Genomic DNA, 26,902 nt, shown 5'->3' on the forward strand with positions numbered 1-26,902 from the left:
GATCCTGGCGCCGAGGCGGCTCAGCTTGCCTCGCGCATCGCCTCGGCCGCCTGCAGGTCGACCGAGACCAGTTGGCTGACGCCCTGCTCGGCCATGGTGACGCCGAACAGGCGGTCCATACGCGCCATGGTGATCGGGTTGTGGGTGATGATGACGAAGCGCGTCTCGGTCGTCTTCGCCATCTCTTCCATCAGGTTGCAGAAGCGCTCGACATTGTGGTCGTCGAGCGGCGCGTCGACCTCGTCGAGCACACAGATCGGCGCCGGATTGGTGAGGAACACGGCAAAGATCAGBGACATTGCCGTCAGCGCCTGCTCTCCGCCGGAAAGCAGCGTCATCGTCTGCGGCTTCTTGCCAGGCGGACGGGCGAGGATTTCCAGCCCCGCCTCCAGCGGATCCTCCGACTCGATCAGCTGCAGTTCGGCCGTCCCGCCGCCGAACAGATGCGAGAACAGCCGCTGGAAATGGCCGTTGACCACCTCGAAGGCCGACAGCAGCCGCTCGCGTCCCTCGCGGTTGAGGTTCTGGATCGCCTGGCGGAGCTTGCGGATCGCCTCGATGATGTCCTCGCGTTCGGAGACGATGGTTTCCAGCCGCTCGGACAGCTCCCTCTGCTCTTCCTCGGCGCGCAAATTGACGGCGCCGAGGCGCTCGCGCTCGATCTTCAGCCGGTCGAGCTGGCGTTCGACCTCGGCCATGTCGGGCATCGGATCGTCGGCTTCGAGCCCGGTATGCTTGATGACGAGATGCGGCGGCGTGTTCAGCGCTTCCTGGATGCGCGCCTCGACCTCGGCGCGCCGCTCGTCGGCCGCCGTCAGCCGCTCTTCGGCGCGGACGCGCGTCTCGCGCGCCTCGGCGAGCGACTGGATGGCCGCAGTCGCCGCCTTGTCGAGCTCGGCCTGGCGGTTCTCCGCCTCCTGCAGGCGATCGCCGGCTGCCTGGCGCAGCGCCTCGGCCTCGGAAAGTTGCGTTAACAGCGCACGACGCTTGGCGTCGATCTCGTCGGGCGCGTCGGCCAGTCTTGCGCGCTCAGCCTCGGCCTCGGCCTTCCGCTCGTCAAGGGCAGCGATCTGCGTCGAGGCGTTCTCGGCACGCTCGAGCCAGTTCTTGCGCTCGACACCGATCGCATCGAGCCTGCGGATCCGCGCCTCGGCCTCGCGGCGCAGTCCCTCATGCACGGCGCGCGCGTCGGCGAGCGTGGCGCGGTCGCGCGCGACATTGGCGGAAGCCTGTTCGAGCTGCAGCTGCAGGTCGCCGAGATCAGGCGCGTCCTTGAGCATCTCCTCGGCTTCGAGGAACGCAGCTTGCGTCTCCTCATGGCTGTCGACGATGCGGGCGCGCGCCTCTTCGAGCGCGGCACGCCGGCTCGCCACCTCGCCGCCGGCCTTCTCGGCCTCGGCCAGCGCGGTGCGAGCGGCATCCAGCCCGTGCTGGGCATCGCGGCCGGCCTGGCGGGCGTTGCGTTCGGCCTCGCTCGCCTGGCGCATCGCCTGCTCGGCACGCGCCAGCGCCTCCTCGGCCTCGCGTACGAGGCAGGTCGCCTGCACGGCTTCGGCATCGAGCTCGGCCAGGCGGTTCTTCTGCGCCAGCCGCTGCGCGGCGGCGGTCGGGGCGTCGGCGCTGGCGGTCAGGCCGTCCCAGCGCCAGAGCGCGCCGTCGCGGCTGACCAGCCGCTGGCCGGGCGCCAACAACGCTTGCAGCCGTCGGCCGTCGGCGGCATCGACGATGCCGATCTGCGCGAGGCGGCGTGCAAGCTGCGCCGGCGCGCGCACCACGCTGGCAAGGCTCTTCACGCCTTCGGGGAGCGCCGCATCGCCGGGCTGGACCGCGCTCTCGCCCCAATGCACCGGCGCGCTGCGATCAAGCGGGACATCGAGATCTTCGCCGAGCGCCGCACCCAATGCGGTCTCGTAGCCGCGCTCGACGCTGATCTGCTCCAGCACCGAGGGGAAGAGGTCGCCGCTTGCGGCGTTGAGGATCTTGGCCAGCGTGCGCGCTTCCGTCTCGATGCGCGCGAGCTCGGCCTTGGCGTCCTGCAGCGGTTGGCGGGCGGCACTTTCGGCGGCACGCGCCTCAGCGACCGCCTGCTCGGCGGCGATGGCGCCGGCCTCGCTCTCTTCCAGGCGGGCCAGAGCATCTTCGACCAAGAGCCGCTTCTCGGCCGGATCGGGCAGGCCGGAAATGCGCGCCACGATGTCTGAGAGCTCGCGGTCGACCTCGGCAAGCTGGCGGGCGAAGCGGTCGCGCCGCTCGGCGGTCTCGCGCAGCGTGCGCTCGATCTGGTGGCGCGACGCGGCGGCCTCGGCGCGTTCGGCAGTCAGCGTGGCAAGCTTCGCTTCGCTTCGCGACAGCGTCGCGCCGGCCTGCTCGAAGGCGGCGCGCGTTGTTGCCTCGCGCTCGGCGGCGCCTGCATTTTCGGAATTTAGTTCAGCTTCCTCGCTGCGCAGACGCTCGAGGATGTCGGCATTGTCGCGCACCATCCGCTCCTCGCGGGCGATGTCGCCGTCGAGCTGCTGCAGCCGGCGCTCCAATTCCGCCTGGCGCGAACGGATGCGGCCGGCCTCTTCCTCGATCTGCGTCTTGGCGATCGATAGGCGCTGGAAGGCGGCCGCCGCGGCGGCTTCGGCGTCGCGCAGGTCAGGCAGCCGGTGCGCGGCGATGCCCTGCTCTCTGGCAGCGGCCATCTGGGCTGCGGCGCGGTCGCCGACCAATGTGGTGGCTACGGCAAGCGCCGAGCGCGCCTCGCCTTCCTGGGTCTTGGCCAGCGTCCAGCGCAGATGCAAGAGCGTCGCCTCGGCCTTGCGGATATCGGCCGACAGGTTCTTGAAGCGCGAGGCCTGGCGCGCCTGGCGTTTCAGGCTGTCGATCTGGCTTTCCAGTTCTCCGACGACGTCGTCCAGGCGTTCCAGATTCTGCTCGGCCGCCTTCAGCCGGAGCTCGGCCTCGTGCCGGCGCGTATGCAGGCCGGAAATGCCGGCAGCCTCTTCCAGAAGCGCACGGCGCGCCTGTGGCTTGGCCTGGATCAGCTCACCGATGCGGCCCTGGCCGACCATCGAAGGCGAACGCGCGCCGGTCGACTGGTCGGCGAAGAGCAACTGCACGTCCTTGGCGCGGGCTTCCTTGCCATTGATGCGATAGAGCGAGCCGGCCTCGCGCTCGATGCGGCGCGACACCTGCAGCTCGTCGGCGTCGTTGAAGGCGGCGGGCGCCGTGYGGTCGCTGTTGTCGAGGAAGAGCGTGACTTCGGCGGTGTTGCGYGCCGGACGCGCACCGGAACCGGAAAAGATCACGTCGTCCATGCCGGACGCGCGCATGTTCTTGTAGGAGCTTTCGCCCATCACCCAGCGCAGCGCTTCGACAAGGTTCGACTTGCCGCAGCCGTTCGGCCCGACAATGCCGGTCAGCCCGCGTTCGATGACGAACTCGCCGGGCTCGACGAAGGACTTGAAACCGAGGAGGCGAAGGCGCGAAAACTTCATTCGCGCCGCCCCATGGAGCCTAGAACGCCGAGGTGCGATCGCCTCGGCGCGGCCTGAACGTCAGAGCAGAGGGTCGATGATGGCCGACATTTCCTCAATCGACATCGCCCCTTTGTAGGTCTTTCCATTGATGAAGAAGGTCGGCGTCGAGTCGACCTTGAACTCGTCCGCTCCGCGTTTCTGGACTGCTCTCACATCGTCCAGAAGTTTCTGGTTGGTCAAGCAGGACTCGAAGGACTCCTGTGTAAAACCGGCGAGCTTGGAGATTTGCAGCAGCGCTTCCTTGGTGTTGTTGACGCCTACCCAGCTGGGCTGCTGCTTGAACAGCACATCGACCATYGCGAAGTAGTTGTCCTTAGCGCAGCGCGCCAGCATGAAGCCGGCCTCGGCGCTCGGGTCGAAGGGGAATTCGCGCAGGATGTAACGGACCTTGCCGGTGTCGATGTATTTCTTCTTCAACTCGGGGAAGGTCGTGTTGTTGAAGTGCGCGCAGTGCGGGCAGGTCATCGAGGCATATTCGACGATGGTGACCTTGGCGTCGTCCTTGCCGAGCTGCTTTTCAGGCAGAGCGCCGGGCTTGAGCAGTTCCGCCATATCGACCGTGCCCTGCGCTTCCGGCGCCTGAACCGCCGCCGGGGTGGCCGGCTTGGCGGGCGTCGACGGATTGGCGGGCTTCACATCGGCCGCCTTCGCCTCCTCGTCCGAGTTGCTGCACGCAGCAAGCAGCGCCACTGCAGGAACGGCGGCCAGCGTGGTCAGAAGGTTTCTGCGGGACAAGCTTTTTGCAAACGGCGGACGGTTCATGCGAATCACCTGATATCGGTTGGATTTTGCAATGCAAAGGCTAGAAAAGGCGAGAGTTGGCGCGAATTAAGGCATCGCCGTCCCCAATCCAATCGCCAAATTTTTCGGACGCGATCACGAATACGCGATATCGACGACATTTTTGCAGCACGCCGCATGTCCTTTCCAGAAACCGCTGCACATTTTCGGGAGACATGCTCATGACCTTTTTTGTCCCAGGATGGTTGCCCCAAGCCGCTCCAGGGACGCGCGCAAGCCGGCATCCTCGATCTTGCCGACCGTGCGCGCCAGCCTCGATTTCTCGGCCTCGCTGAGCGGCCTTGGCACCGGTTTCGGGCGGGCCTTGTCGGTCAGCACCGGTTTCTGAACGATCTTGATGCGGCCGATGGCGTTGAAGCCCAAAAAGGCGTTGACGCGGTTGATCACCTCGCCGGCCTCATGCTGCAGGTGCAGCGCCGCCATGCCTTCGCAGGCAATGACCAGCAGCGCCGGCTCGAACGGGTCGTCCTCATGCAGGCGGCGCGGCCACTGGATCTTCTCCGGGCGCGAATGGCGGGCAAGACGGGGACCGGCGATCTCTTCCCAGGACTGCACCAGCCCGATCGACATGCCGGCACGCTTCCTCAGCACCGGATCGAGGATCTCGGTCGCGAGATCGCTCACCGGAACGGGATTGCCGAACGGCCCTTTCCCTGCCATGTGCGTTCTCCGATCCTCAGTTCGCCCGATCAATGGCACCGCAAGACCAGACCCGCAAGGCCGAGAAGGCCGTATCCGGAAATAGCAGCATCGCCGCTCGCCTGCTTGCCTGGTACGACGCGCATCACCGCGACCTGCCCTGGCGCGTGACGCCGGCCGCGCTGGCGCGTGGCGCGAAACCTGACCCTTATCGCGTATGGCTGTCCGAGGTGATGCTGCAGCAGACCACGGTCGAAGCGGTGAAAGCCTATTTCCGCACCTTCCTGGAGAAATGGTCCACCGTCGAGGCACTGGCGGCGGCGCCCGCCGAAGAGGTGATGAAGGCCTGGGCCGGGCTCGGCTACTATTCCAGGGCGCGCAACCTGAAGGCCTGTGCCGATCTCGTAGCGCGGCTGGGCGGTCGCTTTCCCGACACCGAGGCAGGATTGAAGGAGTTGCCGGGCATCGGCGCCTATACGGCGGCGGYGATCGCGGCAATCGCCTTCGACCGCCCGGCGGCTGTCGTCGACGGGAATGTCGAGCGCGTGGTGTCGCGGCTGTATTCGGTTGAAACGCCGCTCAGCGAGGCCAAGCCCGAGATCCGCGCGCTGGTCGAAAAGCTCGTGCCGCAGAAAAGGCCCGGCGATTTCGCCCAGGCGATGATGGATCTCGGCGCGACGATTTGCACGCCGCGGCGGCCGCGTTGCATGCTGTGCCCGGTGAGGGAGGATTGCAGCGCCATCCTGTCGGGCGATCCGGAGCGTTTTCCGCTCCGCCTGCCCAAGGACGACAAGCCGCTCAGGCGCGGTGCCGCCTTTGTTGCCCAACGCGATGATGGCGCCATTCTTTTGCGCAAGCGACCTGACAAAGGGTTGCTGGGCGGCATGACGGAAGTGCCGACCACGGCCTGGACCGCGCGGATCGATGGGGCGACCACGGAAGACGCAGCGCCCTTCCCGGCCGACTGGCGGCGCGCCGGGCGGATCGGCCACGTCTTCACCCATTTCGCGCTCGAACTCGACGTCTTCCATGCCCACATCAAGGGTGACCCACCCAATGGGCATTTCTGGTCGCTGGCCCATGAAATTTCCGGGGAAGCGCTGCCGACCGTCATGAAAAAGGTGATCGAAGCGGCGATACCGGGCGCGACCAAGAAGCAACGCCCGCAGCACCCGCATCGAAAGGACCGCAATGACCGAAATCCGCCACATCRTGTTCGACATCGGCAAGGTGCTGATCCACTATGATCCGGACCTTCCGTTCAGCCGGCTGATCCCGGACGCCGAGGAGCGGAAATGGTTCTTCGACAATGTCTGCACCAGCGCCTGGAACATCGAGCAGGATCGCGGACGGACTTGGGAAGAGGCCGAGGCGCTGCTGATCGCCGAGCATCCCGGTCATGCCGAGAATATCCGCAATTTCCGCCGCTACTGGCACGAGATGGTGCCACACGCCTATGACGACAGCGTCGCCATCATGGTCGGCCTGATCGAGCGCGGCCGCGATGTGACCATGCTGACCAACTTCGCCGCCGACACTTTCGTGGAAGCCCGCCGGCGCTTCGAATTCCTCGAGCGTCCGCGCGGCGTCACCGTTTCGGGCGAGATCGGCCTGATCAAGCCGGACCGCGCCATCTACGATCACCACGTCACCGCCTTCGGGCTCGAACCGCCGGCGACGCTGTTCATCGACGACAGCCAGAAGAATGTAGACGGCGCCAAGGCCGCGGGCTGGCAGGCAGTGCTGTTCACCGACGCCAAGGCGCTTCAAGCAGACCTTGAGCGGCTGGGGATTGCGGCTTGATCTGAATCGCTTGCGGCGATCCGTTGAAGCGTTGATTCAACTCTTGATTCAGGCGTATCAGCCGCCTGCTCGTTCCATGCCGAGGCGCGCGATGCGGCGCAGCTCATCGATCGGGGTGAGACCGCCGCTGCGTTCATAGTGCCAGAAGGTCCAGCCGTTGCAGGCATCGAGCCCCTGCACCTCGGCGCCGATCTTGTGGATCGAGCCGGCGCTGTCGCCGATGGCCAGCGTGCCGTCGGCGCGTACCTTGGCGGCCCAGCGCTTCTTGGCGTCGTAGAGCGTGGCGCCCGGCGCCACAAGGCCGGTGTCGATCAGGCTGATGAAGGCGACGCGCGGCTCGGCGCGCTTGCCGGAAAGCACGGTCAGGTCGGCGCCTTCCAGCGGGCGAACGGCAGCGATGCGCTCGTTGGCGGCGTCGATATAGGCCTGCTCGCGCTCGATGCCGACGAAGTGGCGGCCGAGCCGCTTTGCGACGGCACCGGTTGTGCCCGAACCGAAGAAGGGATCGAGCACGACGTCGCCCGGCTTGGTCGAAGCCATCATGATGCGGGCAAGCAGCGCTTCCGGCTTCTGCGTCGGATGCAGCTTGTTGCCGTTCTCGTCCTTCAGCCGCTCGGCGCCGGTGCAGATCGGGAACAGCCAATCGGAGCGCATCTGGAGATCATCGTTCGAGGCCTTCAGCGCCTCGTAATTGAAGGTATAGCCCTTGGCCTTCTGGTCGCGCGAGGCCCAGATCATCGTCTCATGCGCGTTCTGGAAACGCCGGCCGCGGAAGTTCGGCATCGGATTGGTCTTGCGCCAGACGACGTCGTTCAGGATCCAGAAGCCCAGATCCTGCATGCGGGCGCCAACGCGGAAGATGTTGTGGTAGGAGCCGATGACCCAGATGGTGYCGTTGGGCTTCAGCACGCGGCGCGCCGCAAGCAGCCAGGCGCGGGTGAAGGCGTCATAGGCCTCGAAGCTCTCGAACTGGTCCCAGTCGTCGTCGACCGCATCGACCTTGGATTGGTCGGGCCGGTGCAGGTCGCCATCGAGCTGCAGATTGTAGGGCGGGTCGGCGAAGATGACGTCGATCGACTTTTCTGGCAGCCTGTCGAGGGCGGCGACGCAGTCGCCTTTCAGGATCTTGTCCAGCCATTCGGACTGCTGGGGAGCGCGGGAAAGCTCGTCGAGAAGACGCACGGCAGACATTGTTACACCCAAGGCACGCGTTACGTTTAACTGGCCGTTATGGTTACCGATCAGCGTAAACATTCGGTGAAAGCTGCAGAGCCTTGCGCGCGCGGTTTGCGAAGACAAGCCCATTGGTGTATGCCGCGCCGCTTGGGCCAGTCAGGCCATGTTTTCTCCCACGTTCCGGATTGCCATGCCCCAGCCAGACCTTGTCATTTTCGATTGCGACGGCGTGCTCGTCGATTCCGAAATCGTCGCCGCGCGCGTCGAAGCCGAACTTTTGACATCGGCCGGGTTCGAGATCTCGGCGGAGGAGATTTTCGAAAGCTATGCCGGGCTGACCTTCAAGGACATCATGCTGCGGCTCGAGGAAAAGTCGCATATCCCGTTCCAGGCCTCGCTAATCGACCGCGCCGAGGAACTTGTAGACCGCAGGTTGCGCAGCGACGTGCGCGTCATCGACGGCGCCCACGAAGCGGTGGCGGCCGTCACCGCGCCGCGCGCCGTCTGCTCCAATTCGCGCACGGAGCGGATCGAGTTCATGCTGGAGAAGGTGCGGCTTTTGCCGTTCTTCGCCGGCCGCATCTTCTCGGGGCTCGACATCCCCAGCAAGAAGACCAAGCCGGCGCCGGACGTGTTCCTGTTCGCCGCCGAGCAGCTCGGYGCGAACCCGAAGAACACTTTCGTCATCGAGGATTCGGTGCACGGCGTTACCGGCGCCAGGACAGCCGGTATGCGCGTCATCGGCTTCACCGGCGCCGGACACAGCTATCCCGGCCACGCCGACGCGCTGACCGAGGCCGGGGCCGAAACGGTYATTCGCCGCTTCGCCGAACTCGGCAGCACGATTGCCGCGCTCTCGGAGTGGTCGGAAGACGCTTGAGGGTTCGCTGGAAGCTCGCTCCTGCGAGTTTCGAACGAACCCTGCCCAAGACTCCCTAATTCGTCGCCGCTGCGACGACGCGCTTCTTTCTCTTCACCTTCGACTTGTCCGTTGCAGCCGGCGCGTTCTCGTCATAGCCGGCATAGGCCTGGTAGTCGGTCGCGCTGGGTTCCGGCACCACGACATTGGCGTCGGTGAAGACGAACTGCGTGGCGGCCGACGGATCGGTGATCTGCACCTGGTATTGATGCAGCTGCGAATAGAGCACGTCGGTGCCGTGCTGGACCGCGATGCGGATCGGCATGGTGACGGTGCCGGGCGCAAACATCGGTCCCGGCACGACCTTGCCGGCCACCGCGATCTTCATCGTCAGCTGGCCGTTGGCATGGGTGCAGTCGCGCGTCACGTCGGTTATCGAAGCCTGGTAGATGATCTTGGACGGATCGTGATTGGGATCGATCGGCTGGCCATTGGGCCCCAGCTGCGCGGCAGCAGCCGCGGCATCGGCATCCGCCGTTGCGTCGCCCTTCTTTTTCTTGGGTTTGGCGGCAGCGCCCTTGGCATAGGTGTTGAAGAAGGCGGTGCCGTCGCGCAGCGTCACCTTCGGGCAGTAGGCGCGCAGCTGGCTGGCGAGCACCTGAGGGTTCTGCGGCGGTGGCGGCGCGGTCGGGTCTTTCTTGCTAAAACCGAAGTTCAGGATGCCATTGTCGCTCGATTGGCAGCCGGCGGCGGCAAGCATAAAGCCGGCAAGCGCCAGACCCGCGACAAAACGACGGTTGACCGAATAAAACCCCATGAAGTGCACTTCCCTCTCACAAAGCCGGTGACGTATATCAACGCCGCGGCAAAAATGCGACTGAGCCGGCTCGGAAAATTAACCAATTGCCGTGGATGACGCGGCCGGCAGCAATAGGCCTTTGACGATGCAATATGTAAGTACCCGCGGGGATGCGCCCGTGCTTGGATTTTCCGACGCGKTTCTGGCCGGGCTGGCGCGCGACGGCGGACTTTACCTGCCGCGCGAATGGCCGCAATTTTCGCCCGCCGACATCCGCGCCATGCGCGGCCTTGCCTATCCGGACCTCGCCATCCGGGTGCTCACGCCTTTCCTCGGCGGCGAGATCGCGGCGCCGGTCTTCGAACGGCTGGTGCGGGAAGCCTATGCAACCTTCCGGCACGAGGCGGTCTGCCCGCTGGTGCAGACGGGCACCAACAGCTTTATCCTGGAGCTCTTCCACGGCCCGACGCTCGCCTTCAAGGACGTGGCGATGCAGTTGCTCGCCCGCCTGATGGACCATGTGCTTGCCGAACGCGGCAAACGCGCCACCATCGTCGGCGCCACCTCGGGCGATACAGGCGGCGCGGCGATAGACGCCTTTGCCGGGCGCGACCGCACCGACATCTTCATCCTCTTCCCCAACGGCAAGGTCTCGCCGGTGCAGCAGCGGCAGATGACGACGTCGAGCGCTGCAAACGTCCACGCGCTGTCGATCGAAGGCAATTTCGACGACTGCCAGGGCCTGGTGAAAGACATGTTCAACGACCACGCTTTTCGCGACGGGGTGTCGCTGTCGGGCGTGAACTCGATCAACTGGGCCCGCATCATGGCCCAGATCGTCTACTACTTCTCCTCGGCGCTGTCGCTCGGCGCGCCCGAGCGACCGGTATCGTTCACCGTGCCAACGGGAAATTTCGGCGATATTTTCGCCGGCTATGCCGCCAAGCGCATGGGGCTGCCGGTCGAGCGGCTGGTCATCGCCACCAACGACAACGACATACTGGCGCGCACGCTGGCGAGCGGCGAATACCGCACCAAGGGCGTGTTCGCCACCACCTCGCCGTCGATGGACATCCAGGTGTCGTCGAACTTCGAGCGCCTGCTGTTCGAGGCGGCAGGCCGCGACACCGCGACGGTCAGGCGCTACATGAACGGGCTCAAGCAGTCCGGGGCCTTCACCATCGAGGCCGGCGAAATGGCGAGGATCCGCGCCGAATTCGACGCCGGCCGCGCCAGCGTCGACGAAGTCGCCGCCACGATCCGCTCGACGCTTGAGGCAAGCAGCTATCTGCTCGATCCGCACACAGCGGCTGCCGTGCATGTGGCCGCCGGCCACGCCTCCGGTGCAGTGCCGATGGTGGTGCTCGGCACCGCGCATCCGGCAAAATTCCCCGCGGCTGTCGAGGCTGCCAGCGGCGTCAAGCCTGCGCTCCCCGCCTGGCTCGGCGGCTTGATGACAGCCGACGAAAAATACACGATACTTCCATCCGACTTGAAAATGGTGGAAGATTACGTGAGCCGCCACACGCGGGCGGCGCGTTAGGGAGTACTTGCCATATGGGTGTTGAGGTAAGCCGTCTGTCGAACGGCCTGACAGTCGCCACCGAAACCCTTCCAAGCTTAGAATCCGTTGCCCTAGGTGCCTGGGTCAAGTCAGGCGCCCGCAATGAACGCGACGAAGAGCATGGCATGGCCCATCTGCTCGAGCACATGGCGTTCAAGGGCACAAGGCGGCGCAGCGCCTTCCAGATCGCCTCGCAAATCGAGAATGTCGGCGGCGAGATCAACGCCGCAACCAGCGTCGAGACGACGTCCTACTATGCCAGGGTGCTTTCCGACGACGTGCCGCTGGCGGTCGATATCCTGGCCGACATCCTGCAGGAGTCCGAATTCGACCCCGAGGAGCTGGAGCGCGAGCAGCATGTAATCCTGCAGGAGATCGGCGCCGCGCACGACACGCCCGACGACATCGTCTTCGACCGCTTCACCGAAACCGCGTTCCGCCACCAGACCATCGGCCGCTCCATCCTCGGCACGCCGGAGACGGTCAAATCCTTCACCTCCAGGCAGTTGCACGATTTCATCGAGCGGCAATATGGCGCCGAGCGCATGGTGATCGTGGCCGCCGGCGACATCAAGCACGACAATTTCGTGCGCGAGGTGGAGAAGAAGCTCGGCGGCTTCCGCGCCAAGGCCACCAGCAACATCCCGCAATACGCGCAATATGTCGGCGGCGACTTCCGCGAGGACCGCGACCTGATGGACGCGCAGATCGTGCTCGGCTTCGAGGGCCGCGCCTACCATGTGCGCGACTTCTACGCCTCGCAGGTGCTGTCGATGATCCTGGGCGGCGGCATGTCGTCGAGGCTCTTCCAGGAAGTGCGCGAGAAGCGCGGCCTCTGCTACTCGGTCTATGCCTTCCACTGGGGCTTTTCCGACACCGGCATTTTCGGCGTGCATGCCGCGACCGGCCAGAGCGACATCGCCGAGCTGGTGCCGGTCATCATCGACGAATTRCAAAAAGCCGGCGAAAGCATCCTGCAGGAGGAGCTCGACCGGGCGCGGGCGCAATACCGCGCCGGGCTCATCATGTCGGCCGAAAGCCCGGCCAGCCGCGCCTCGCAGATCGCCAGGCAGCTGCTGCTGTTCGGCCGGCCGATCGCCAAGGAGGAATTGATGGAGCGGCTGGCGGCGCTGACCGTCGACCGTCTGACCGACCTTTCGTCGCGTCTGTTCTCGACCAAGCCGACGCTGACGGCCGTCGGCCCTGTAGGCACACTGGCGCCCTACGAGGCGATTCTCGAATCGCTTGCGGGCCCGCAGACGACGGCCCGCAGGCTCGCCGTCTAATCTCCGACCAAAAGTCGTGTTCGCGCTTCCTTTCTTTCGCCGCGACCTGCCGGCACTGAAGGGCGAAAAGGTCACGCTGCGCGTGCCGCTGACCAACGATTACCGGGAATGGTCGACGCTGCGCGGCGAGAGCCGAGCCTTCCTGGAACCATGGGAGCCGCGCTGGCAGCCGGACGAGCTCGACCGCACAGCCTGGCGGCTGCGCATCAGCCGCTATCGCGAGGATTATGCGCAAGGCACGGCCATCGCCTTCTTCATTTTCGAGAAGTCGAGCGGCAAGCTCGCCGGCGGCATCACGCTCGGCAACATCCGCCACGGCGTCGCGCAAAGCGGCCATATAGGCTACTGGATCGGCGAGCGCTTCGGCGGCCGCGGCCTGATGACCGAGGCGGTCAAGCTGGTGTCGCGCTTTGCCTTCGATACGCTGAGGTTGCACCGGATCGAGGCTGCCTGTATTCCCAAAAACACTCGGTCGATCCGCGTGCTTGAAAAAGCCGGATTCCGGCGCGAAGGACTTCTGCGATCCTATCTCAGGATCAACGGCATCTGGCAGGATCACTACCTCTACGCCCGGATCGCGGACGATCCGCCGGGCGATGGAACGAAGGGCTGATATGTGACGAATTTTCCGCGAGTAGCGTCGCTGTTCGCCCTCATACTGGCAGTCGTCATCACGCTTTCGGCAGTCGTGCCCGCGCTTGCCGTCGAGCCGATCAAGATCGCGCGCGACGACAAGGCTCTCGACCTTTCGGGCGCCGTCGCGATCTACCGGAACCAGGGTGAGCATTTCCAGGTTTCGACCGCGCCCGGCCCCGACGGCATCGTGCGCCGCATCGAGGTCGAGGCCAATGATGCGCGCTCGACCGGCGACTGGGCGGTGTTCGCGCTCGCCAACAGCACCGACCAGCAGCTCGACCGGCTGATCGTCGCGCCGCATTTCCGGCTGGTGAATTCCGGCATCTTMTGGCCGGATCTGGGCTCGACGCGCATCGCGGCGATCACACCCAGCGAAGGCTTCGCGCTCGACCGCCAGACCAGCCCCGACGCCGACGTGTTCCGGGTGACGCTGAACCCCGGAACGGTGGTGACATTCGTAGCAGAGCTTGCCTCGCCGAAGTTGCCGCAGGTCTATCTGTGGGATCCGGAATCCTACAAGGACTCGGTCAATTCCTACACACTGTTCCGCGGCATCGTCATCGGCATCGCCGGCCTGCTGGCGCTGTTCCTGACCATCCTGTTCGTGGTCAAGGGAACCTCGATGTTCCCGGCGACCGCCGCGCTCGCCTGGGCGGTGCTTGCCTATATCTGCGTCGATTTCGGCTTCCTCAACAAGGTGATCGAGATCTCGCCCGGCAATGAGCAGATGTGGCGGGCCGGCACCGAGGTGGCGCTGGCGGGGACCTTCGTGGTGTTCCTGTTCGCCTATCTCAACCTCAACCGATGGCATGGCCATTTCAGCTATGGCGCGCTGGTCTGGATCCTCGGGCTGCTCTTGATCGCCGGCGTGGCCATCGTCGATCCGGCGGTCGCCGCCGGCATCGCCCGCATTTCCTTTGCCGCCACCGCGCTCACTGGGCTCGGACTCATCATCTTCCTCGGTATTCGTGGCTATGACCGTGCGATCATGCTGGTGCCGAGCTGGGTCATGGTGCTGCTCTGGCTATGCGGCTCGTGGATGGCCATTACCGGCATGCTCGACAACGACATCGCCCAGCCGGCGCTGGGCGGCGGCCTCATCCTGATCATTCTGCTCATCGGCTTCACCGTCATGCAGCATGCCTTTGCCGGCGGCGCGCTGCATCAGGGGCTGTTCTCCGACCTCGAGCGCCAGGCGCTCGCGGTTGCCGGATCGGGCGACATCGTGTGGGACTGGGACGTGCTGCGCGACCGCGTGGTGACCAAGCCCGATATCAGCCTGCAGCTCGGCCTCACCCCCAACAGCCTGTCAGGTGCTGCCCGCAACTGGCTGCCGGTGCTGCATGCCGACGACCGCGATACCTTCCGCACCACGCTCGACGTGGTGCTGGAGCACCGCCGCGGCCGAGTGGCGCAGAATTTCCGCCTGCGCGGCGCCGACGGGCACTATCACTGGTTCTCGCTGCGCGCGCGACCGGTGATCGGGTCGGACGGCGAGGTGATCCGCTGCGTCGGCACCATGGTCGACGTCACCGAGCAGAAGAAGTCCGAGGAAAGGCTGCTGCACGACGCCGTGCACGACAACCTGACCGGCCTGYCGAACCGCGAGCTGTTCATGAACCGGCTGGAGGCGATCATCTCGATCGCTCGCACCGAGGACAAGGTGCGCCCAACCGTCTTCGTCATCGACATCGACCGCTTCAAGCAGGTCAATGACGGCCTCGGCATCTCGGCCGGCGACACCATTCTTCTCACCGTCGCGCGCCGGCTGCACCGGCTGCTGAAGCCGAAGGATTCGCTGTCGCGCTTCGCCGGCGACCAGTTCGCGCTGATGCTGCTCTCCGAGCAGGACCCGGCCCGCATCGCCGCCATGGCCGATGCCGTCAAACATGCGATCAGCAACCCGATCACCTTCGCCAAGCGCGAGATCGTGCTCACCGCATCGATCGGCCTGATCACCTGGACGACGGCGCAAACCTCGTCCGAGGACTTGGTCAAGGACGCCGAGCTTGCCATGCACCAGGCCAAGCGCTTCGGCGGCGACAGGATCGAGCCGTTCCGGCCGGCCTTCCGCACCGTAGGCACCGATCGGCTGCAGTTCGAATCCGACCTTCGCCGCGCCATTGAGCGGCGTGAGTTCACGCTCGCCTACCAGCCGATCGTGCGGCTGGAGGACGGCAGCGTCGCGGGCTTCGAGGCCTTGCTGCGCTGGGATCATCCGCGGCGCGGCATGATCCCGCCGGGGGATTTCATTCCGGTGGCGGAGAATTGCGGGCTGATCGTGCAACTCGGCCTGTTCGCCATGCAGCAGGCGGCGGAGGATCTGGCGGCCTGGCAGAAGCAGATCGGCGACGCGCCGCTGTCGGTCTCGGTCAACCTCTCAAGCCGGCAGCTCATCCGCCGCGACCTGGTCAGCGACGTCCGCTCGGTCATCGCGCGCGCCAACCTCAAGCCGCGCTGCTTCCGGCTGGAGCTCACCGAGTCGCTGGTGATGGACAATCCCGAGCAGACCGCGCATGTGCTGACCAAGCTGAAGCAGCTCGGCATTGGGCTGTCGCTCGACGATTTCGGCACCGGCTATTCGTCGCTCTCCTACCTGACYCGCTTCCCCTTCGACACGATCAAGATCGACAAGAGCTTCGTCGACGATGYCACGCCGAAGCGGGCGGTGCTGCTCAAATCCATGGTCAACATGGCGCATGAGCTCGGCCTGTCCGTCGTTGCCGAAGGCATCTCGGACGACAGCGACGCGCTGGAGCTGCGCCAGATGGGCTGCGAATATGTCCAGAGCTTCATGTTCGGCGCGCCGATGCCCGGGGACCAGGTGCTGAAGACGCTGAGGGAGCAGTATCCGCTTACGCAGGCCTAGACGGTGCAGAATTCTGCACCGCCGCACACTCCATGGTCGATGTAACGGCATGGTTCCTAGGGTCTCCGCGACGGAGCTTCGCTCCGGCTGCGCCCTAGGATGACGAAGTCGGGAGCGTCCTACTAACCGCGAGCGTAGGTAGAGGCCCTCAGGCGTGGCCGGCGGCGGCGCTGAGATGGGCGAGATCGATGCCGATCGAGGCGAGGATGCGGTCGTATTTGCGTTCGAGGTCGGTGTCGAACAACAGCTCGGGCGTTGCCGGGCAGGTCAGCCAGCCGTTCTCGGCAATCTCGCTTTCAAGCTGCCCCGCGCCCCAGCCGGAATAGCCGAGCGCCATCAGCGCATGCCGCGGCCCGCGGCCTGTCGAGATGGCGCGCAAGATGTCGACGGTCGCGGTCAGGCAGATGTCGTCGGAGACGCTGAGCGAGGATTCCACCCGATAGTCGCCGGAATGCAGCACGAAACCGCGGCTGCGGTCGACCGGCCCGCCATTGCGCACGACGAAGTCGCGGGCATGGGCCGGCAAACGGATCGCTTCCTGCTCGTTCATGATGCCGAGCTGGACCAGGAGGTCCGGGAACAACATCTGCTGAGTCTGGTTGATGATGAGGCCCATCGCGCCCTCGTCGCTGTGGGCGCAAATGTAAATGACCGAGCGCGTGAAACGGTCGTCCTTCATGCCCGGCATGGCAATCAGGAACTGATCGTCGAGGAAGCCGCGCCCGGCGGCCATCTTTTTGTGGCGCAACAAGTCCATGGGTTTGAGCGTAACGCGTTTCCGCCGCGCCGAAAAGATGGTCAGGGTGCCGGATGTCACGCAAATATGATACCGGCAGAACCATGAAATCATTGCGCGGCCAAGAACGGGCGATCAAATCACCGCCATGCGATACCTGAATATTCTGGCGCTCGGCGCCGCCATCGGCCTGGGATCGGTTCTGCCGGCCGTGGCCTCGTCCTCGGTCTGGTACAATAGCGAAGGCGGCAAGGTGCGGCTGGTGACAAGCGGCAAGCCGGACGAGGCGGGCAAGATCCACGGCGTCCTCGACATTGCGCTCAAACCCGGCTGGAAGACCTACTGGCGCGACCCCGGCGATTCAGGCGTGCCGCCGCAGCTCGACGTCTCGGCCAGCACCAACATCGCCGACGCGCGGCTTTCGTTTCCGCCGCCGCAGCGCCACGATGACGGCTACGGCAAATGSGCCGGCTACGACCGCCCCGTGTCGCTGCCGGTTACCTTCACGCTGGCGGCGCCGGACCAGCCGGCGACCATCGACGCAAACATTTTCCTCGGCATATGCGAGACGATCTGCATCCCGGTGCAGACGCGGCTCAGCGTCGATCCGGCTTACGATCCGGACAACGCTACCGACGCCGCGCTGGTGAAGACGGCGCTTGCAACGCTCCCCTCCCCTGCGCGGCCCGATTTCGGCATCCGGGTGCTGCCCGGCGATCACGAGACGCTTGTCGTCGAGGCGCATTTGCCGGGCAATCCGGATTCCGTCGACTTCTTCATCGCCGGCGATCATGACTACATGTTCGGCGCGCCGAAACGCAGCGAAAAGGACGGCAAGCTGGTGTTCACAGTGCCGATCCTCGACCGGCCGTCGGCGACRCCCACCGATGGCGGGCTCTACTACACGCTGACGAGCGCCGAGGGTTCGGTCGACGGGTTGCTGCCTTTCCCTTGATCCAGCCTTGGTGAATGGTTGCGGGACGCCGCTCAGTCCGATATCGCAGATGTCGATCCTTCCCAATCTCCCAAGCGAGGAAAGTCATGACCATTTCGGTTGGCGAAAAACTGCCCGATGCAACCTTCAAGGTGATGACCGCCGACGGCGCGAAGCCGATGACCAGCGCCGAAATCTTCGCCGGCAAGAAGGTCGTGCTGTTCGGCGTTCCAGGCGCCTTCACCCCGACCTGCAGCAACAACCACCTGCCGGGCTATCTTGAGAACCACAGCGCCATCCTGGCGCGCGGCGTCGACACCATCGCGGTTGTCTCGGTCAACGACGTCCACGTCATGGGCGCCTGGGCGCGCTTCAGTGGCGGCGAAGGCAAGCTCCTCTACCTCGCCGACGGCAATGGCGATTTCGCCAAGGCGGTCGGCCTCGACAATGATCTTTCCGCAAGCGGCATGGGACTGCGCTCGAAGCGCTTTTCGATGATCGTCGACGACGGCACGGTGAAGGCCCTCAATATCGAGACCAAGCCGGGGGTCGCCGAGAGCGGCGCGGCCAAGATCCTCGAGCAGCTCTGATGTTCGACATCATCTGGCGCRCCGTCGCGATCGGCATCGGCGCCACGGTCTTCATGGACGTCTGGGCGATTTTCCTCAACAAGGTGTTCGGGCTGCCGAGGCCGAATTGGGGACTGGTCGGCCRCTGGGTCCGGCACCTGCCCGAAAAAGTCTTCCACGACGATATCGGCAAGGCCATGCCCTATGCGCATGAGAAGGCGCTGGGCTGGGTGTTCCACTACCTCGTCGGCATCCTCTACGGTGTGATCCTGGTGGCGCTCGCGGGCGCCGGCTGGCTGGCGGCGCCGACCTTCCTGCCGGCCTTCATCCTCGGCATCGTCACCGTCGGCGCCGGCTGGTTCCTGCTGGCGCCGGGCATGGGCGCCGGCTGGRCAGCGTCCAAACTGCCCAATCCGATGCTGGTGCGCGCCCTCAACCTTGTGTCGCACACGGTGTTCGCGCTTGGCCTGTTCTCGACGGCGCTGGCGATCCGATAGAGAACGTCCTGCGACCTCAGTAGCTCTGGGTCGAGCGTCGGGGAACTGGTTTCCTCGCTGGAGCGCCTTCCGGCCTCGGCGCGGTCGCAACCGGTGCCGGCCGCACAGACTTCGACTTGAACGGCGCCATGCCTTGCCTCGCCAGTTCGTCGGCGCGCTCATTCTCCGGGTGGCCGGCATGGCCCTTCACCCAGTGCCAGATGACCTTGTGGCGACTGGCGGCCTGGTCGAGCGCCTGCCAGAGCTCGCCGTTCTTGACCGGCTTCTTGTCGCCGGTCTTCCAGCCGTTCTTCTTCCAGCCATGGATCCATTTGGAGATGCCGTCCATGACATATTTGCTGTCAGTGTAGAGATCGACCGTGCAGGGCTGCTTCAGTGCGTTGAGCGCCGTAATTGCGGCAAGCAGTTCCATGYGGTTGTTGGTGGTTTCCGCCTCGCCGCCCGACAGTTCCTTGGTGACGCCATTGTAGCGCAGCACCGCGCCCCAGCCACCGGGCCCGGGATTTCCCGAGCAGGCGCCGTCGGTGAAGATCTCGACTTCTTTGTTCATGTCAGTCCGTATTCGGAGGGAGACTTGATCGCCCTGTGGAAACGCATGCGGCGAATATATTCGGTCGGGTCCCGTTTTATAACCAGGCCGCCATTCGGAATAGTCAGCCAGTCATAGAGCCTGGTCAGCATGAAGCGCAGCGCCGAGCCCCGCGCCAGCATCGGCAGAGCCACCTCTTCGTCGCCCTCGAGCGGTCGCACCGCCTGATAGCCGGCAAGCAGCGCCGCGCCTTTGGTGAGGTTGAAGGAGAAGTCCTTCTCGAAGCACCAGGCGTTGAGGCAGGTGGCGACATCATAGGCGTAGAGATCGTCGCAGGCGAAATAGAAATCGATCAGGCCCGACAGTTTCTCGCCGAGGAAGAAGACGTTGTCCGGGAAGAGATCGGCATGGATGATGCCTTGCGGCAGGCCGGTCGGCCAGTTGCGCTCGAAATCGGCGAAATCGGCGTCGACCTCGGCTGCCAGCCCCGGCTCGACCTCGTCGGCGCGATCACGCGAGGCGGCCCAGAGCTTGCGCCAGCCGTCGATGGCAAGGGCGTTCGGCCGGCGCATCGGGAAATCGCGGCCGGCGAGATGAAGCTCGGCCAGCGCCTTGCCGACCTCGCCGCAGTGCGTCGCCGTCGGGCGCCTCAGCGAAAGGCCCTCGAGGAAGGTGATGATGACCGCGGGGCGGCCGGCGAGCGTGCCGATGACGGTGCCGTCATGGGCGGTGACCGGAAGCGGACAGGAAATGCCTTTTCGCGCGAGATGACCCATCAGGCCGAGGAAGAAGGGCAGATCGGCCTTGTCGACGCGCTTCTCGTAAAGCGTCAGGATGTAAGAGCCGGTGGAGGCGTGGACGAGGAAATTCGAGTTCTCGGTGCCTTCGGCTATGCCCTTGTAGGACAGGAGTTCGCCTACCGGATAGGCCTTCAGGAAGGTGGTGAGCTCGCTTTCGTTGACATCGGTGTAGACAGCCATTGGCTTCACGCGGCTCCGTTGACGAAGGCCATGTCGGCCGCCGTCAGTTCGACATCGCGCAATACCCGCATCACCGGAAAATCCTCCGTTTCCGTGGCCGTAATGGCCAGATCGATCGTGACGTCGAAACGCTGCCGGAACGCGTCGATGATCTCATCGACAATGATTTCCGGCGCCGAAGCGCCGGCCGACAGGCCGAGCGTCGAAATGTCGGCGATCTCATCCCACGGAATTTCGGCGGCCCGCTGCACGAGAAGCGACATCGCGGCACCGGCGCGCTCCGCCACCTCGACAAGGCGCCGCGAGTTGGACGAGTTGGGCGCGCCGACGACGAGGAAGAGGTCGGCGCCGGCGGCCGTTTCCTTCACCGCTTCCTGGCGGTTTGTGGTGGCGTAGCAGATCGATTCGGCCGCCGGCGCATGCAGTTGCGGGAACCGTTCCTCAAGCGCCCGGATGATGCCGGCGGTGTCCTCGACCGACAGCGTCGTCTGGGTGACGAAGCCAAGCGCTGCGGGGTCGGCCGGCACGAAGCGCGCCGCGTCCGCCTCGGTCTCGATCAGCGTCACCGCGCCGTCCGGCAACTGGCCCATCGTGCCGATCACTTCCGGATGGCCGGCATGACCGATCAGGAGCACGTGGCGGCCGCGCCGCTGGTGACGCATGGCCTGCTTGTGGACTTTCGACACCAGCGGACAGGTGGCGTCGAGATAGAAGAGGTTGCGCGCCTCGGCATCCGCCGGCACCGATTTCGGCACGCCATGCGCGGAAAAGACCACCGGGCATTGCCGATGTTCAGGCGGAATCTCGGACAGTTCCTCGATGAACACCGCGCCCAGGCTTTGCAGCCCCTCGACGACATAGCGGTTGTGCACGATCTCATGCCGGACATAGACCGGAGCGCCGTATTTCTTCAGCGCCAGCACGACGATCTGGATGGCACGGTCGACGCCGGCGCAGAAGCCGCGCGGTTGGCAGAGCCTGATCGTCAGCGGTGGCTTGGTCTTACTCATCAAAACGGGCCGGTTCACTCGAAAAGCTGGACGCGAAATGAGGTGCCTACCCCTGCCCTGTCAAGAGCGGCGGCATTCACCCCTGCTTTGCCGTGCGGCGGAGCCTGAGGATCAGCACGGCGGCAAGGGCGGCCGCCAGGCCATACCAGGTGACGGCATATTGCAGGTGGTTGTTCGGCAGGTCGATGATGGTGACGCCGCCGACCGGCAAGCCACCGGGATTCGGCGTCTTGTCGGCGTCGATGAAGAACGGCACCAGCACGGCGCCTGCCGGCAGGCCCGCGCTCGAGGCCATCGCGCCGCGATCCTTCCAGTAGAAGATGTTCTTGGCGATATCGTTGTCGGGCAACATCATCGACGGCTTCCCCGGCAGCGGATTGCGGGCAAGACCGGTCACCGTCACCTTGCCGGCGACCTCGCCCTGCCGCCGCTTGGCCGGATCCTTGAGGTCGTAAGGAACGAAGCCGCGATTGACGAGCACGAAGCGACCGTCGTCGAGCAACAGTGGCGTGTAGACGTTGAAGCCGGTGTCCCCTTCCCAGGTGGAGAAGAAATGCCGCTCGCCCTGGTGCAGGAAAGTGCCGCTCACCCTCACCGGCGTGTAGTCGACATCATGCGAGGCGGCGAATTCCTTCTCGACGTCCGCCAGCGGCAGGGGGGCCGCATGGGTGCGCCTGTCGATGGTCTCGAGCAGCCCTTCCTTCCAGTGCAGGCGCTGGACCTGCCAGGTGCCGAGTGCGACTAGAATGGCGAACAGGACTAGGCCGAGCCCAAGCAGCAAACCGTTGCGCGGCCGCGAGCGGCCGGTGGTCGAACCGGTCGCGCCGCTCATTGCCCGGCGTCCAGCCTGCCTTCGGAAGCCTTTTTGCTGTACTGCTGGGTGATCAGCACGCCCTTGATCAGGCGCAGTGCCGTCAGGCAGAGAACCAGCGCCAGCGGTATCCACAATATGAAATGCAGCCAGAGCGGCGGGCTGAGCGTCACCTCCATCCACAGCGCCAGGCCGACGACGATGAAGCCGATGATCAGGATGACGAACACCGCCGGACCGTCGCCGGCATCGGCGAAGGAATAGTCGAGGCCGCAATTGTAGCAGCGCTTGCCGACGGTGAGGAAACCCGAGAACAGCTTGCCCTCGCCGCAGCGCGGACAGCGGCCTTGCAGGCCGGCCGAAATCGGGTCGATTGGGGGCCAGATCGCCTTGTCTTCGCTCATATCCGCACCGTAGACCCTTTCGCTCAAAAAGAAAGGCGGCCACGTCGCCGCAGCCGCCTCATTGACTTTCGCAGGCTCGCGTCAGTGCGGTTCGATCATGGCTCCGTTCGAGGCCCAGACATAAATGCAGCTGAACAGGAACAGCCAGACCACGTCGACGAAGTGCCAGTACCAGGCGGCCGCCTCGAAGCCGAAATGCTGCTTCGGAGTGAAGTCGCCCCGCATCGCGCGGACCAGGCAGACGAGCAGGAAGATGGTGCCGATGATGACGTGGAAGCCGTGGAAGCCGGTCGCCATGAAGAAGGTGGCGCCGTAGATCGAATCCTTGAACGCGAAGGGCGCATGCATGTACTCGTAGGCCTGCACCATGGTGAACAGCATGCCGAGGCCRACGGTCAGCACCAAGCCGTTGATCAGGCCCTTGCGGTCGCCATGGAGCAGCGAATGGTGCGCCCAGGTCACCGTMGTGCCCGAAAGCAGCAGGATGATGGTGTTGTAGAGCGGCAGGTGGAAGGGGTCGAGGACTTCCAAGCCCTTCGGCGGCCACATCCCACCGGTGAAGGTGGCGCGGGCATATTGCGCCGCCTCGCCCGGGAACAGGCTGGCGTCGAAGAAGGCCCAGAACCAGGCGACGAAGAACATCACCTCGGAGGCGATGAACATGATCATGCCATAGCGCAGGTGCAGCGACACGACGCGCGTGTGGTGGCCCTCATGCGCTTCCTTGATGGTGTCCGACCACCAAGCGAACATCGTGTAGAGCACGATGACAAGGCCGATGAAGAACAGCCACGGGTTGGCGATGTTGTGGCCGAAGACCGGGAAGCTGTCGGCCCTGAGATAGCGCATCAGGCACACAGCGCCGATTGCGGTCACCAGCGCGCCGATCGAGCCCAGGAAAGGCCAAGGGCTGGGATTGACGAGATGGTAGTCGTGGTTCGGTTTTGCGTGCGCGTCTGCCATATCAACCCCCGAGGCTTGCTTCGGAATCTGGAACTTTTTTGCTGCCGCCGGTGGCGGCTGCGACCGGCTGTTTCTTCTCGACCGGGAACATCGTGTAGGACAGGGTGATGGTCTTCAAGTCCTTCAGTTCCGGCACGTTGACGATGTCTGGATCGACATAGAACACGACCGGCATATCCAGCGTCTGGCCGGGCTGCAGCGTCGTGTCGGTGAAGCAGAAGCACTCCACCTTGTTGAAATAAGCGCCGGCCATTTCCGGCTGCACGTTGAAGGAGGCGCGACCGGTGATGGGGCGGTCGAACTTGTTGGTTGCGCTGTAATGCGCCTGCGTGGTCTCGCCGATCTTGATGGTCACTGAGCGCGCCACGGGCTCGAACTGCCACKGAATGCCGTTGGTGTTGGCGTCGAAGCGGATGGTGATGTCGCGGTCGAGCACGCGGCCGGCATATTGCTTCTCGGCGCGCTGCGTGGTGCCGCCATAGCCGGTGACCTGGCAGAACATCTTGTAGAGCGGCACCGCCGCATAGGCCATGCCAACCATACCGGTGAAGAAGGCAAGGCAGACCGCCACGACGATGCGGTTGCTGTTCTTCCTGACGGGTCTGGTGTTTTCGCCGCTCATCGCCGCCTCACATCAGATTCGTCGGTATCAGRCCCGCGGCATTGTGACCGAAGCGCACGATGGTGGCGATGTAGAAGATGATGACGAGCGCGGCCAGCGCCACGCCGATGGCGACGGAGCGGTTGCGCCGCGCCTTCTGCTGGCGCTCGGTCAAGGTGACCAGTTCGAGGTTCTTGTCGGCCACGATCATGCTCCCCCCGTCATGAGGGCGCGCCCGACCACGCTGTCGACGAGATAGGCGGCAAAGATTGCGAAGAGATAGAGCAGCGAGTAGCCGAACAGCGCCTTGGCCGGCTTCATCGCGCGGTCGTCGTCGGCCATGCCGAGCACCTTCCAGGCGTACCAGACGAAGCCCGCGCCCAGCGCGGCCGAGACGACGCCGTAGCCAGCCGTGGTGTAGCCGAGCACCCAGGGCAGCACGCCGACCGGCGCCAGGACCAGCGCATAGGCAAAGATCTGGCGGCGGGTCGAGGCAGGTCCTGCGACGTTCGGCATCATCGGGATGCCCGCGCGAGCGTAGTCATCCGACTTGAACAGCGCCAGCGCCCAGAAATGCGGCGGCGTCCACAGGAAGATGATCAGGAACAGGATAAGGCTTTCGAGGCTGACCGACCCGGTCACCGCCGCCCAGCCGATCACCGGCGGGATGGCCCCGGCAGCGCCGCCGATGACGATGTTCTGCGGCGTCCAGCGCTTCAGCCACATCGTGTAGATGACGGCGTAGAAGAAGATGGTGAAGGCAAGGAGCGCGGCCGACAGCCAGTTGATGAGCACGCCCAGCGTCATCACCGACAGAACCGAGAGCACCAGGCCGAAGCTCAGCGCCTCGCCGGGCGTGACGCGGCCGGCCGGCACCGGACGGCCGGCCGTCCTGGTCATCACCGCGTCTATGTCGGCGTCGTACCACATGTTGAGCGCACCCGAGGCGCCGGCGCCGATGGCGATCGCCAGGATCGCGATCACGGCCAGCAGCGGGTTGATGGCGACAGGCGCCGCGACAAGGCCGACAAAGGCCGTGAAGACGACCAGCGACATGACGCGCGGCTTCAGGAGGGCGAAGAAATCGCCCGCGGTCGCTTCCGACATGCGAAAGCCCGCTTCCTCCATCAGTCTGTGGTCGGCAATGGCCATGCGTACTTAAAGTCCATCATTCCGTTGGCCAAGACCGCCGGCTCGCCGGCGGCCTCGTAAGCGTCGGGACGCTGCTTACTTGATCTTCGGCAGCTGTTCCCACTGGTGGAACGGCGGCGGCGAAGGCAGCTGCCATTCGAGCGTGGTGGCACCCTCGCCCCACGGATTGGCGCCCGCGACCCGCTTCTTCTGGAAGGCCTCGAACACGCCGTAGAGGAAGATCGCAACGCCGACGGCTGCGATGTAGGAGCCGTAAGACGAGATCATGTTCCAGCCGGTGAACGCGTCAGGATAATCGACGGTGCGGCGCGGCATGYCGGCGAGGCCGAGGAAATGCTGCGGGAAGAAGATCAGGTTGACGCCCACGAAGGTGACCCAGAAGTGGGTGTTGGCGATCACCGGCGAGTACATGTAGCCGGTCATCTTCGGGAACCAGTAGTACCAGCCGGCGAAGATCGCGAACACCGCGCCCAGCGACAGCACGTAGTGGAAGTGGGCGATCACGAAATAGGTGTCGTGCAGCGAGCGGTCGAGGCCGGCATTGGCGAGCTGAACGCCGGTGACGCCACCGATCGTGAACAGGAAGATGAAGCCCAGCGCCCACAGCATCGGCGGCTTGAAGCTGATCGAGCCGCCCCACATCGTGGCGATCCAGGAGAAGATCTTCACACCGGTCGGCACCGCGATGACCATGGTAGCGAACACGAAATAGCGCTGCGTGTCGAGCGACAGGCCGGTCGTGTACATGTGGTGGGCCCAGACGATGAAGCCGACGGCGCCGATCGCGACCATGGCGTAGGCCATGCCGAGATAGCCGAAGACGGGCTTCTTCGAGAAGGTCGAGACGATGTGGCTGATGATGCCGAAGCCCGGCAGGATCAGAATATAGACTTCCGGATGGCCGAAGAACCAGAACAGGTGCTGGAAGAGCAGCGGATCACCGCCATTGTCCGGCACGAAGAAGGAGGTGCCGAAGTTGCGGTCGGTGAGCAGCATGGTGATGGCGCCCGCCAGGACAGGCAGCGACAAGAGCAGCAGGAAGGCTGTGATCAGCACCGCCCAGGCGAACAGCGGCATCTTGTGCAGCGTCATGCCGGGGGCGCGCATGTTGAAGATGGTGGTGATGAAGTTGATCGCGCCGAGGATCGACGAAGCGCCGGCGATGTGGAGCGCAAGGATCGCCAGGTCCATCGCAGGCCCGGGCTGGCCGGATGTCGAGAGCGGCGGATAGATCGTCCAGCCGCCGCCGGGGCCGAAGGCGCCGGGCGCGCTCGGYACGAACATCGAGCCGAGCAGCAGCAGGAAGGCCGGCGGCAGCAGCCAGAAGGAGATGTTGTTCATGCGCGGGAAGGCCATGTCCGGCGCGCCGATCATGATCGGCACCATCCAGTTGGCGAAGCCGCCGATCAGGGCCGGCATGACCATGAAGAAGATCATGATCAGGCCGTGCGCGGCGCCGAAGGCGTTGTACATGCTCTTGCCGCCGTCGATAGCGGCGTCGCCATGCATGCCGTAGACCATCTGCGCCAGACCGCTGAAGATCTGGATGCCCGGCTCCTGCAGTTCCATGCGGATGGCGACCGAAAGCGCGCCGCCGATGATGCCGGCGATGATCGCGAAGATCAGGTAGAGCGTGCCGATGTCCTTATGGTTGGTCGAGTACACCCAGCGGACCCAGCCATGCGGCCTGTGGTCGTGGTGGTCGTGAGCTGTTGCCTCTGCCATGTTCCGCTCCGTTCCCTAATTCCTGCTTGGCCGCGGCA

The 26,902-nt window shown here is 64.9% G+C and carries 26 protein-coding genes; 10 read left to right on the forward strand and 16 right to left on the reverse strand.

What is annotated here, in order from left to right:
• Positions 1-20 precede the first annotated feature (20 nt).
• The 3 genes from smc to ORS3428_RS20690 form a co-directional block, all read right to left on the reverse strand.
• Positions 21-3,479: a chromosome segregation protein SMC gene (gene smc / locus ORS3428_RS20680; protein WP_071100114.1), complete on the reverse strand. Its 3,459-nt coding sequence runs from the start codon at positions 3,477-3,479 to the stop codon at positions 21-23.
• 60 nt (positions 3,480-3,539) lie between these two features.
• Complete coding sequence (locus ORS3428_RS20685) at positions 3,540-4,283, reverse strand: DsbA family protein (RefSeq protein ID WP_071100115.1); 744 nt, start codon at positions 4,281-4,283, stop codon at positions 3,540-3,542.
• A gap of 198 nt (positions 4,284-4,481) precedes the next feature.
• Positions 4,482-4,982, reverse strand: a complete 501-nt coding sequence (locus ORS3428_RS20690) for a DUF721 domain-containing protein (protein ID WP_071100116.1) — start codon at positions 4,980-4,982, stop codon at positions 4,482-4,484.
• A gap of 32 nt (positions 4,983-5,014) precedes the next feature.
• On the opposite strand from ORS3428_RS20690, the gene mutY reads away from it, so the two are divergent.
• Complete coding sequence (gene mutY, locus ORS3428_RS20695) at positions 5,015-6,208, forward strand: A/G-specific adenine glycosylase (protein WP_083355228.1); 1,194 nt, start codon at positions 5,015-5,017, stop codon at positions 6,206-6,208.
• A complete protein-coding gene (locus tag ORS3428_RS20700; RefSeq protein WP_071100117.1) occupies positions 6,153-6,764 on the forward strand; it encodes an HAD family hydrolase in 612 nt (203 codons plus the stop codon). The genes mutY and ORS3428_RS20700 overlap by 56 nt, the downstream gene beginning before the upstream one ends.
• Positions 6,765-6,821: 57 nt before the next feature.
• On the opposite strand, the gene ORS3428_RS20705 is transcribed toward ORS3428_RS20700, so the two are convergent.
• Complete coding sequence (locus tag ORS3428_RS20705; protein WP_071100118.1) at positions 6,822-7,955, reverse strand: site-specific DNA-methyltransferase; 1,134 nt, start codon at positions 7,953-7,955, stop codon at positions 6,822-6,824.
• Positions 7,956-8,130: 175 nt separating this feature from the next.
• On the opposite strand from ORS3428_RS20705, the gene ORS3428_RS20710 reads away from it, so the two are divergent.
• A complete protein-coding gene (locus tag ORS3428_RS20710) occupies positions 8,131-8,820 on the forward strand; it encodes an HAD family hydrolase (protein ID WP_071100119.1) in 690 nt (229 codons plus the stop codon).
• A gap of 55 nt (positions 8,821-8,875) precedes the next feature.
• Here ORS3428_RS20710 and ORS3428_RS20715 read toward each other — a convergent pair whose 3' ends face one another.
• A complete protein-coding gene (locus tag ORS3428_RS20715) occupies positions 8,876-9,616 on the reverse strand; it encodes a hypothetical protein (protein ID WP_071100120.1) in 741 nt (246 codons plus the stop codon).
• A 127-nt stretch (positions 9,617-9,743) separates the two neighbouring features.
• On the opposite strand from ORS3428_RS20715, the gene thrC reads away from it, so the two are divergent.
• The 4 genes from thrC to ORS3428_RS20735 are packed head-to-tail and all read left to right on the forward strand — an operon-like array spanning position 9,744 to position 15,953.
• Positions 9,744-11,141, forward strand: coding sequence for a threonine synthase (thrC, locus tag ORS3428_RS20720; protein ID WP_071100281.1), 1,398 nt, complete (start codon positions 9,744-9,746; stop codon positions 11,139-11,141).
• Positions 11,142-11,155: 14 nt separating this feature from the next.
• Complete coding sequence (locus tag ORS3428_RS20725) at positions 11,156-12,448, forward strand: M16 family metallopeptidase (protein WP_071100121.1); 1,293 nt, start codon at positions 11,156-11,158, stop codon at positions 12,446-12,448.
• A gap of 16 nt (positions 12,449-12,464) precedes the next feature.
• On the forward strand, positions 12,465-13,061 hold the full coding sequence (locus ORS3428_RS20730; RefSeq protein ID WP_071100122.1) for a GNAT family N-acetyltransferase: 597 nt from the start codon (positions 12,465-12,467) through the stop codon (positions 13,059-13,061).
• 3 nt (positions 13,062-13,064) lie between these two features.
• Positions 13,065-15,953, forward strand: a complete 2,889-nt coding sequence (locus ORS3428_RS20735; RefSeq protein WP_071100123.1) for an EAL domain-containing protein — start codon at positions 13,065-13,067, stop codon at positions 15,951-15,953.
• A gap of 148 nt (positions 15,954-16,101) precedes the next feature.
• Here the strand turns inward: ORS3428_RS20735 and ORS3428_RS20740 are convergent, their stop codons facing one another.
• Complete coding sequence (locus ORS3428_RS20740; protein WP_071100282.1) at positions 16,102-16,710, reverse strand: YqgE/AlgH family protein; 609 nt, start codon at positions 16,708-16,710, stop codon at positions 16,102-16,104.
• Between the two features lie 127 nt (positions 16,711-16,837).
• On the opposite strand from ORS3428_RS20740, the gene ORS3428_RS20745 reads away from it, so the two are divergent.
• The 3 genes from ORS3428_RS20745 to ORS3428_RS20755 all read left to right on the forward strand — a co-directional run bounded on the left by ORS3428_RS20745 (position 16,838) and on the right by ORS3428_RS20755 (position 18,689).
• Complete coding sequence (locus tag ORS3428_RS20745) at positions 16,838-17,644, forward strand: protein-disulfide reductase DsbD domain-containing protein (RefSeq protein ID WP_071100124.1); 807 nt, start codon at positions 16,838-16,840, stop codon at positions 17,642-17,644.
• Between the two features lie 86 nt (positions 17,645-17,730).
• Entirely contained in the window at positions 17,731-18,213 is a 483-nt protein-coding gene (locus tag ORS3428_RS20750; RefSeq protein ID WP_071100125.1) for a peroxiredoxin, read from the forward strand.
• The gene (locus tag ORS3428_RS20755; protein WP_071100126.1) at positions 18,213-18,689 is read left to right on the forward strand and encodes a DUF2938 domain-containing protein; all 477 of its coding nucleotides are present in this window, start codon (positions 18,213-18,215) and stop codon (positions 18,687-18,689) included. Before ORS3428_RS20750 ends, ORS3428_RS20755 begins: the two co-directional genes overlap by 1 nt.
• A gap of 16 nt (positions 18,690-18,705) precedes the next feature.
• Here the strand turns inward: ORS3428_RS20755 and rnhA are convergent, their stop codons facing one another.
• The 10 genes from rnhA to ctaD all read right to left on the reverse strand — a co-directional run bounded on the left by rnhA (position 18,706) and on the right by ctaD (position 26,864).
• Positions 18,706-19,239 (reverse strand): ribonuclease HI, encoded by a 534-nt coding sequence (gene rnhA / locus ORS3428_RS20760; protein ID WP_071100127.1) that lies wholly within the window; start codon positions 19,237-19,239, stop codon positions 18,706-18,708.
• Entirely contained in the window at positions 19,236-20,198 is a 963-nt protein-coding gene (locus ORS3428_RS20765) for a homoserine kinase (protein ID WP_071100128.1), read from the reverse strand. Before ORS3428_RS20765 ends, rnhA begins: the two co-directional genes overlap by 4 nt.
• A gap of 5 nt (positions 20,199-20,203) precedes the next feature.
• On the reverse strand, positions 20,204-21,208 hold the full coding sequence (ispH, locus tag ORS3428_RS20770; RefSeq protein ID WP_071100129.1) for a 4-hydroxy-3-methylbut-2-enyl diphosphate reductase: 1,005 nt from the start codon (positions 21,206-21,208) through the stop codon (positions 20,204-20,206).
• A gap of 76 nt (positions 21,209-21,284) precedes the next feature.
• A complete protein-coding gene (locus ORS3428_RS20775) occupies positions 21,285-22,040 on the reverse strand; it encodes an SURF1 family protein (protein ID WP_071100130.1) in 756 nt (251 codons plus the stop codon).
• Positions 22,037-22,423, reverse strand: a complete 387-nt coding sequence (locus ORS3428_RS20780) for a DUF983 domain-containing protein (RefSeq protein WP_071100131.1) — start codon at positions 22,421-22,423, stop codon at positions 22,037-22,039. Before ORS3428_RS20780 ends, ORS3428_RS20775 begins: the two co-directional genes overlap by 4 nt.
• An 81-nt stretch (positions 22,424-22,504) precedes the next feature.
• A complete protein-coding gene (locus ORS3428_RS20785) occupies positions 22,505-23,386 on the reverse strand; it encodes a cytochrome c oxidase subunit 3 (RefSeq protein WP_071100132.1) in 882 nt (293 codons plus the stop codon).
• Position 23,387: 1 nt separating this feature from the next.
• Complete coding sequence (locus ORS3428_RS20790) at positions 23,388-24,008, reverse strand: cytochrome c oxidase assembly protein (RefSeq protein ID WP_071100133.1); 621 nt, start codon at positions 24,006-24,008, stop codon at positions 23,388-23,390.
• Positions 24,009-24,015: 7 nt separating this feature from the next.
• Positions 24,016-24,198, reverse strand: a complete 183-nt coding sequence (locus ORS3428_RS20795; RefSeq protein ID WP_071100134.1) for a hypothetical protein — start codon at positions 24,196-24,198, stop codon at positions 24,016-24,018.
• Positions 24,195-25,139 (reverse strand): heme o synthase, encoded by a 945-nt coding sequence (locus tag ORS3428_RS20800; protein ID WP_071100135.1) that lies wholly within the window; start codon positions 25,137-25,139, stop codon positions 24,195-24,197. Before ORS3428_RS20800 ends, ORS3428_RS20795 begins: the two co-directional genes overlap by 4 nt.
• A 75-nt stretch (positions 25,140-25,214) precedes the next feature.
• Positions 25,215-26,864 (reverse strand): cytochrome c oxidase subunit I, encoded by a 1,650-nt coding sequence (gene ctaD / locus ORS3428_RS20805; RefSeq protein ID WP_071100136.1) that lies wholly within the window; start codon positions 26,862-26,864, stop codon positions 25,215-25,217.
• Positions 26,865-26,902 lie beyond the last annotated feature (38 nt).

The sequence above is a fragment of the Mesorhizobium sp. ORS 3428 genome, assembly GCF_001854785.1.
GTDB lineage: Bacteria > Pseudomonadota > Alphaproteobacteria > Rhizobiales > Rhizobiaceae > Mesorhizobium.

What these genes read in the sequence shown, in the direction of transcription:
- ORS3428_RS20715 (WP_071100120.1), bottom strand. Translation starts at nt 9,616, where the DNA reads ATGGGGTTTTATTCGGTCAACCGTCGTTTTGTCGCGGGTCTGGCGCTT.
- ORS3428_RS20750 (WP_071100125.1), top strand. Translation starts at nt 17,731, where the DNA reads ATGACCATTTCGGTTGGCGAAAAACTGCCCGATGCAACCTTCAAGGTG.
- ORS3428_RS20740 (WP_071100282.1), bottom strand. Translation starts at nt 16,710, where the DNA reads ATGGACTTGTTGCGCCACAAAAAGATGGCCGCCGGGCGCGGCTTCCTC.
- ORS3428_RS20765 (WP_071100128.1), bottom strand. Translation starts at nt 20,198, where the DNA reads ATGGCTGTCTACACCGATGTCAACGAAAGCGAGCTCACCACCTTCCTG.
- ORS3428_RS20800 (WP_071100135.1), bottom strand. Translation starts at nt 25,139, where the DNA reads ATGGCCATTGCCGACCACAGACTGATGGAGGAAGCGGGCTTTCGCATG.
- ispH (WP_071100129.1), bottom strand. Translation starts at nt 21,208, where the DNA reads ATGAGTAAGACCAAGCCACCGCTGACGATCAGGCTCTGCCAACCGCGC.
- ORS3428_RS20780 (WP_071100131.1), bottom strand. Translation starts at nt 22,423, where the DNA reads ATGAGCGAAGACAAGGCGATCTGGCCCCCAATCGACCCGATTTCGGCC.
- ORS3428_RS20775 (WP_071100130.1), bottom strand. Translation starts at nt 22,040, where the DNA reads ATGAGCGGCGCGACCGGTTCGACCACCGGCCGCTCGCGGCCGCGCAAC.
- ORS3428_RS20690 (WP_071100116.1), bottom strand. Translation starts at nt 4,982, where the DNA reads ATGGCAGGGAAAGGGCCGTTCGGCAATCCCGTTCCGGTGAGCGATCTC.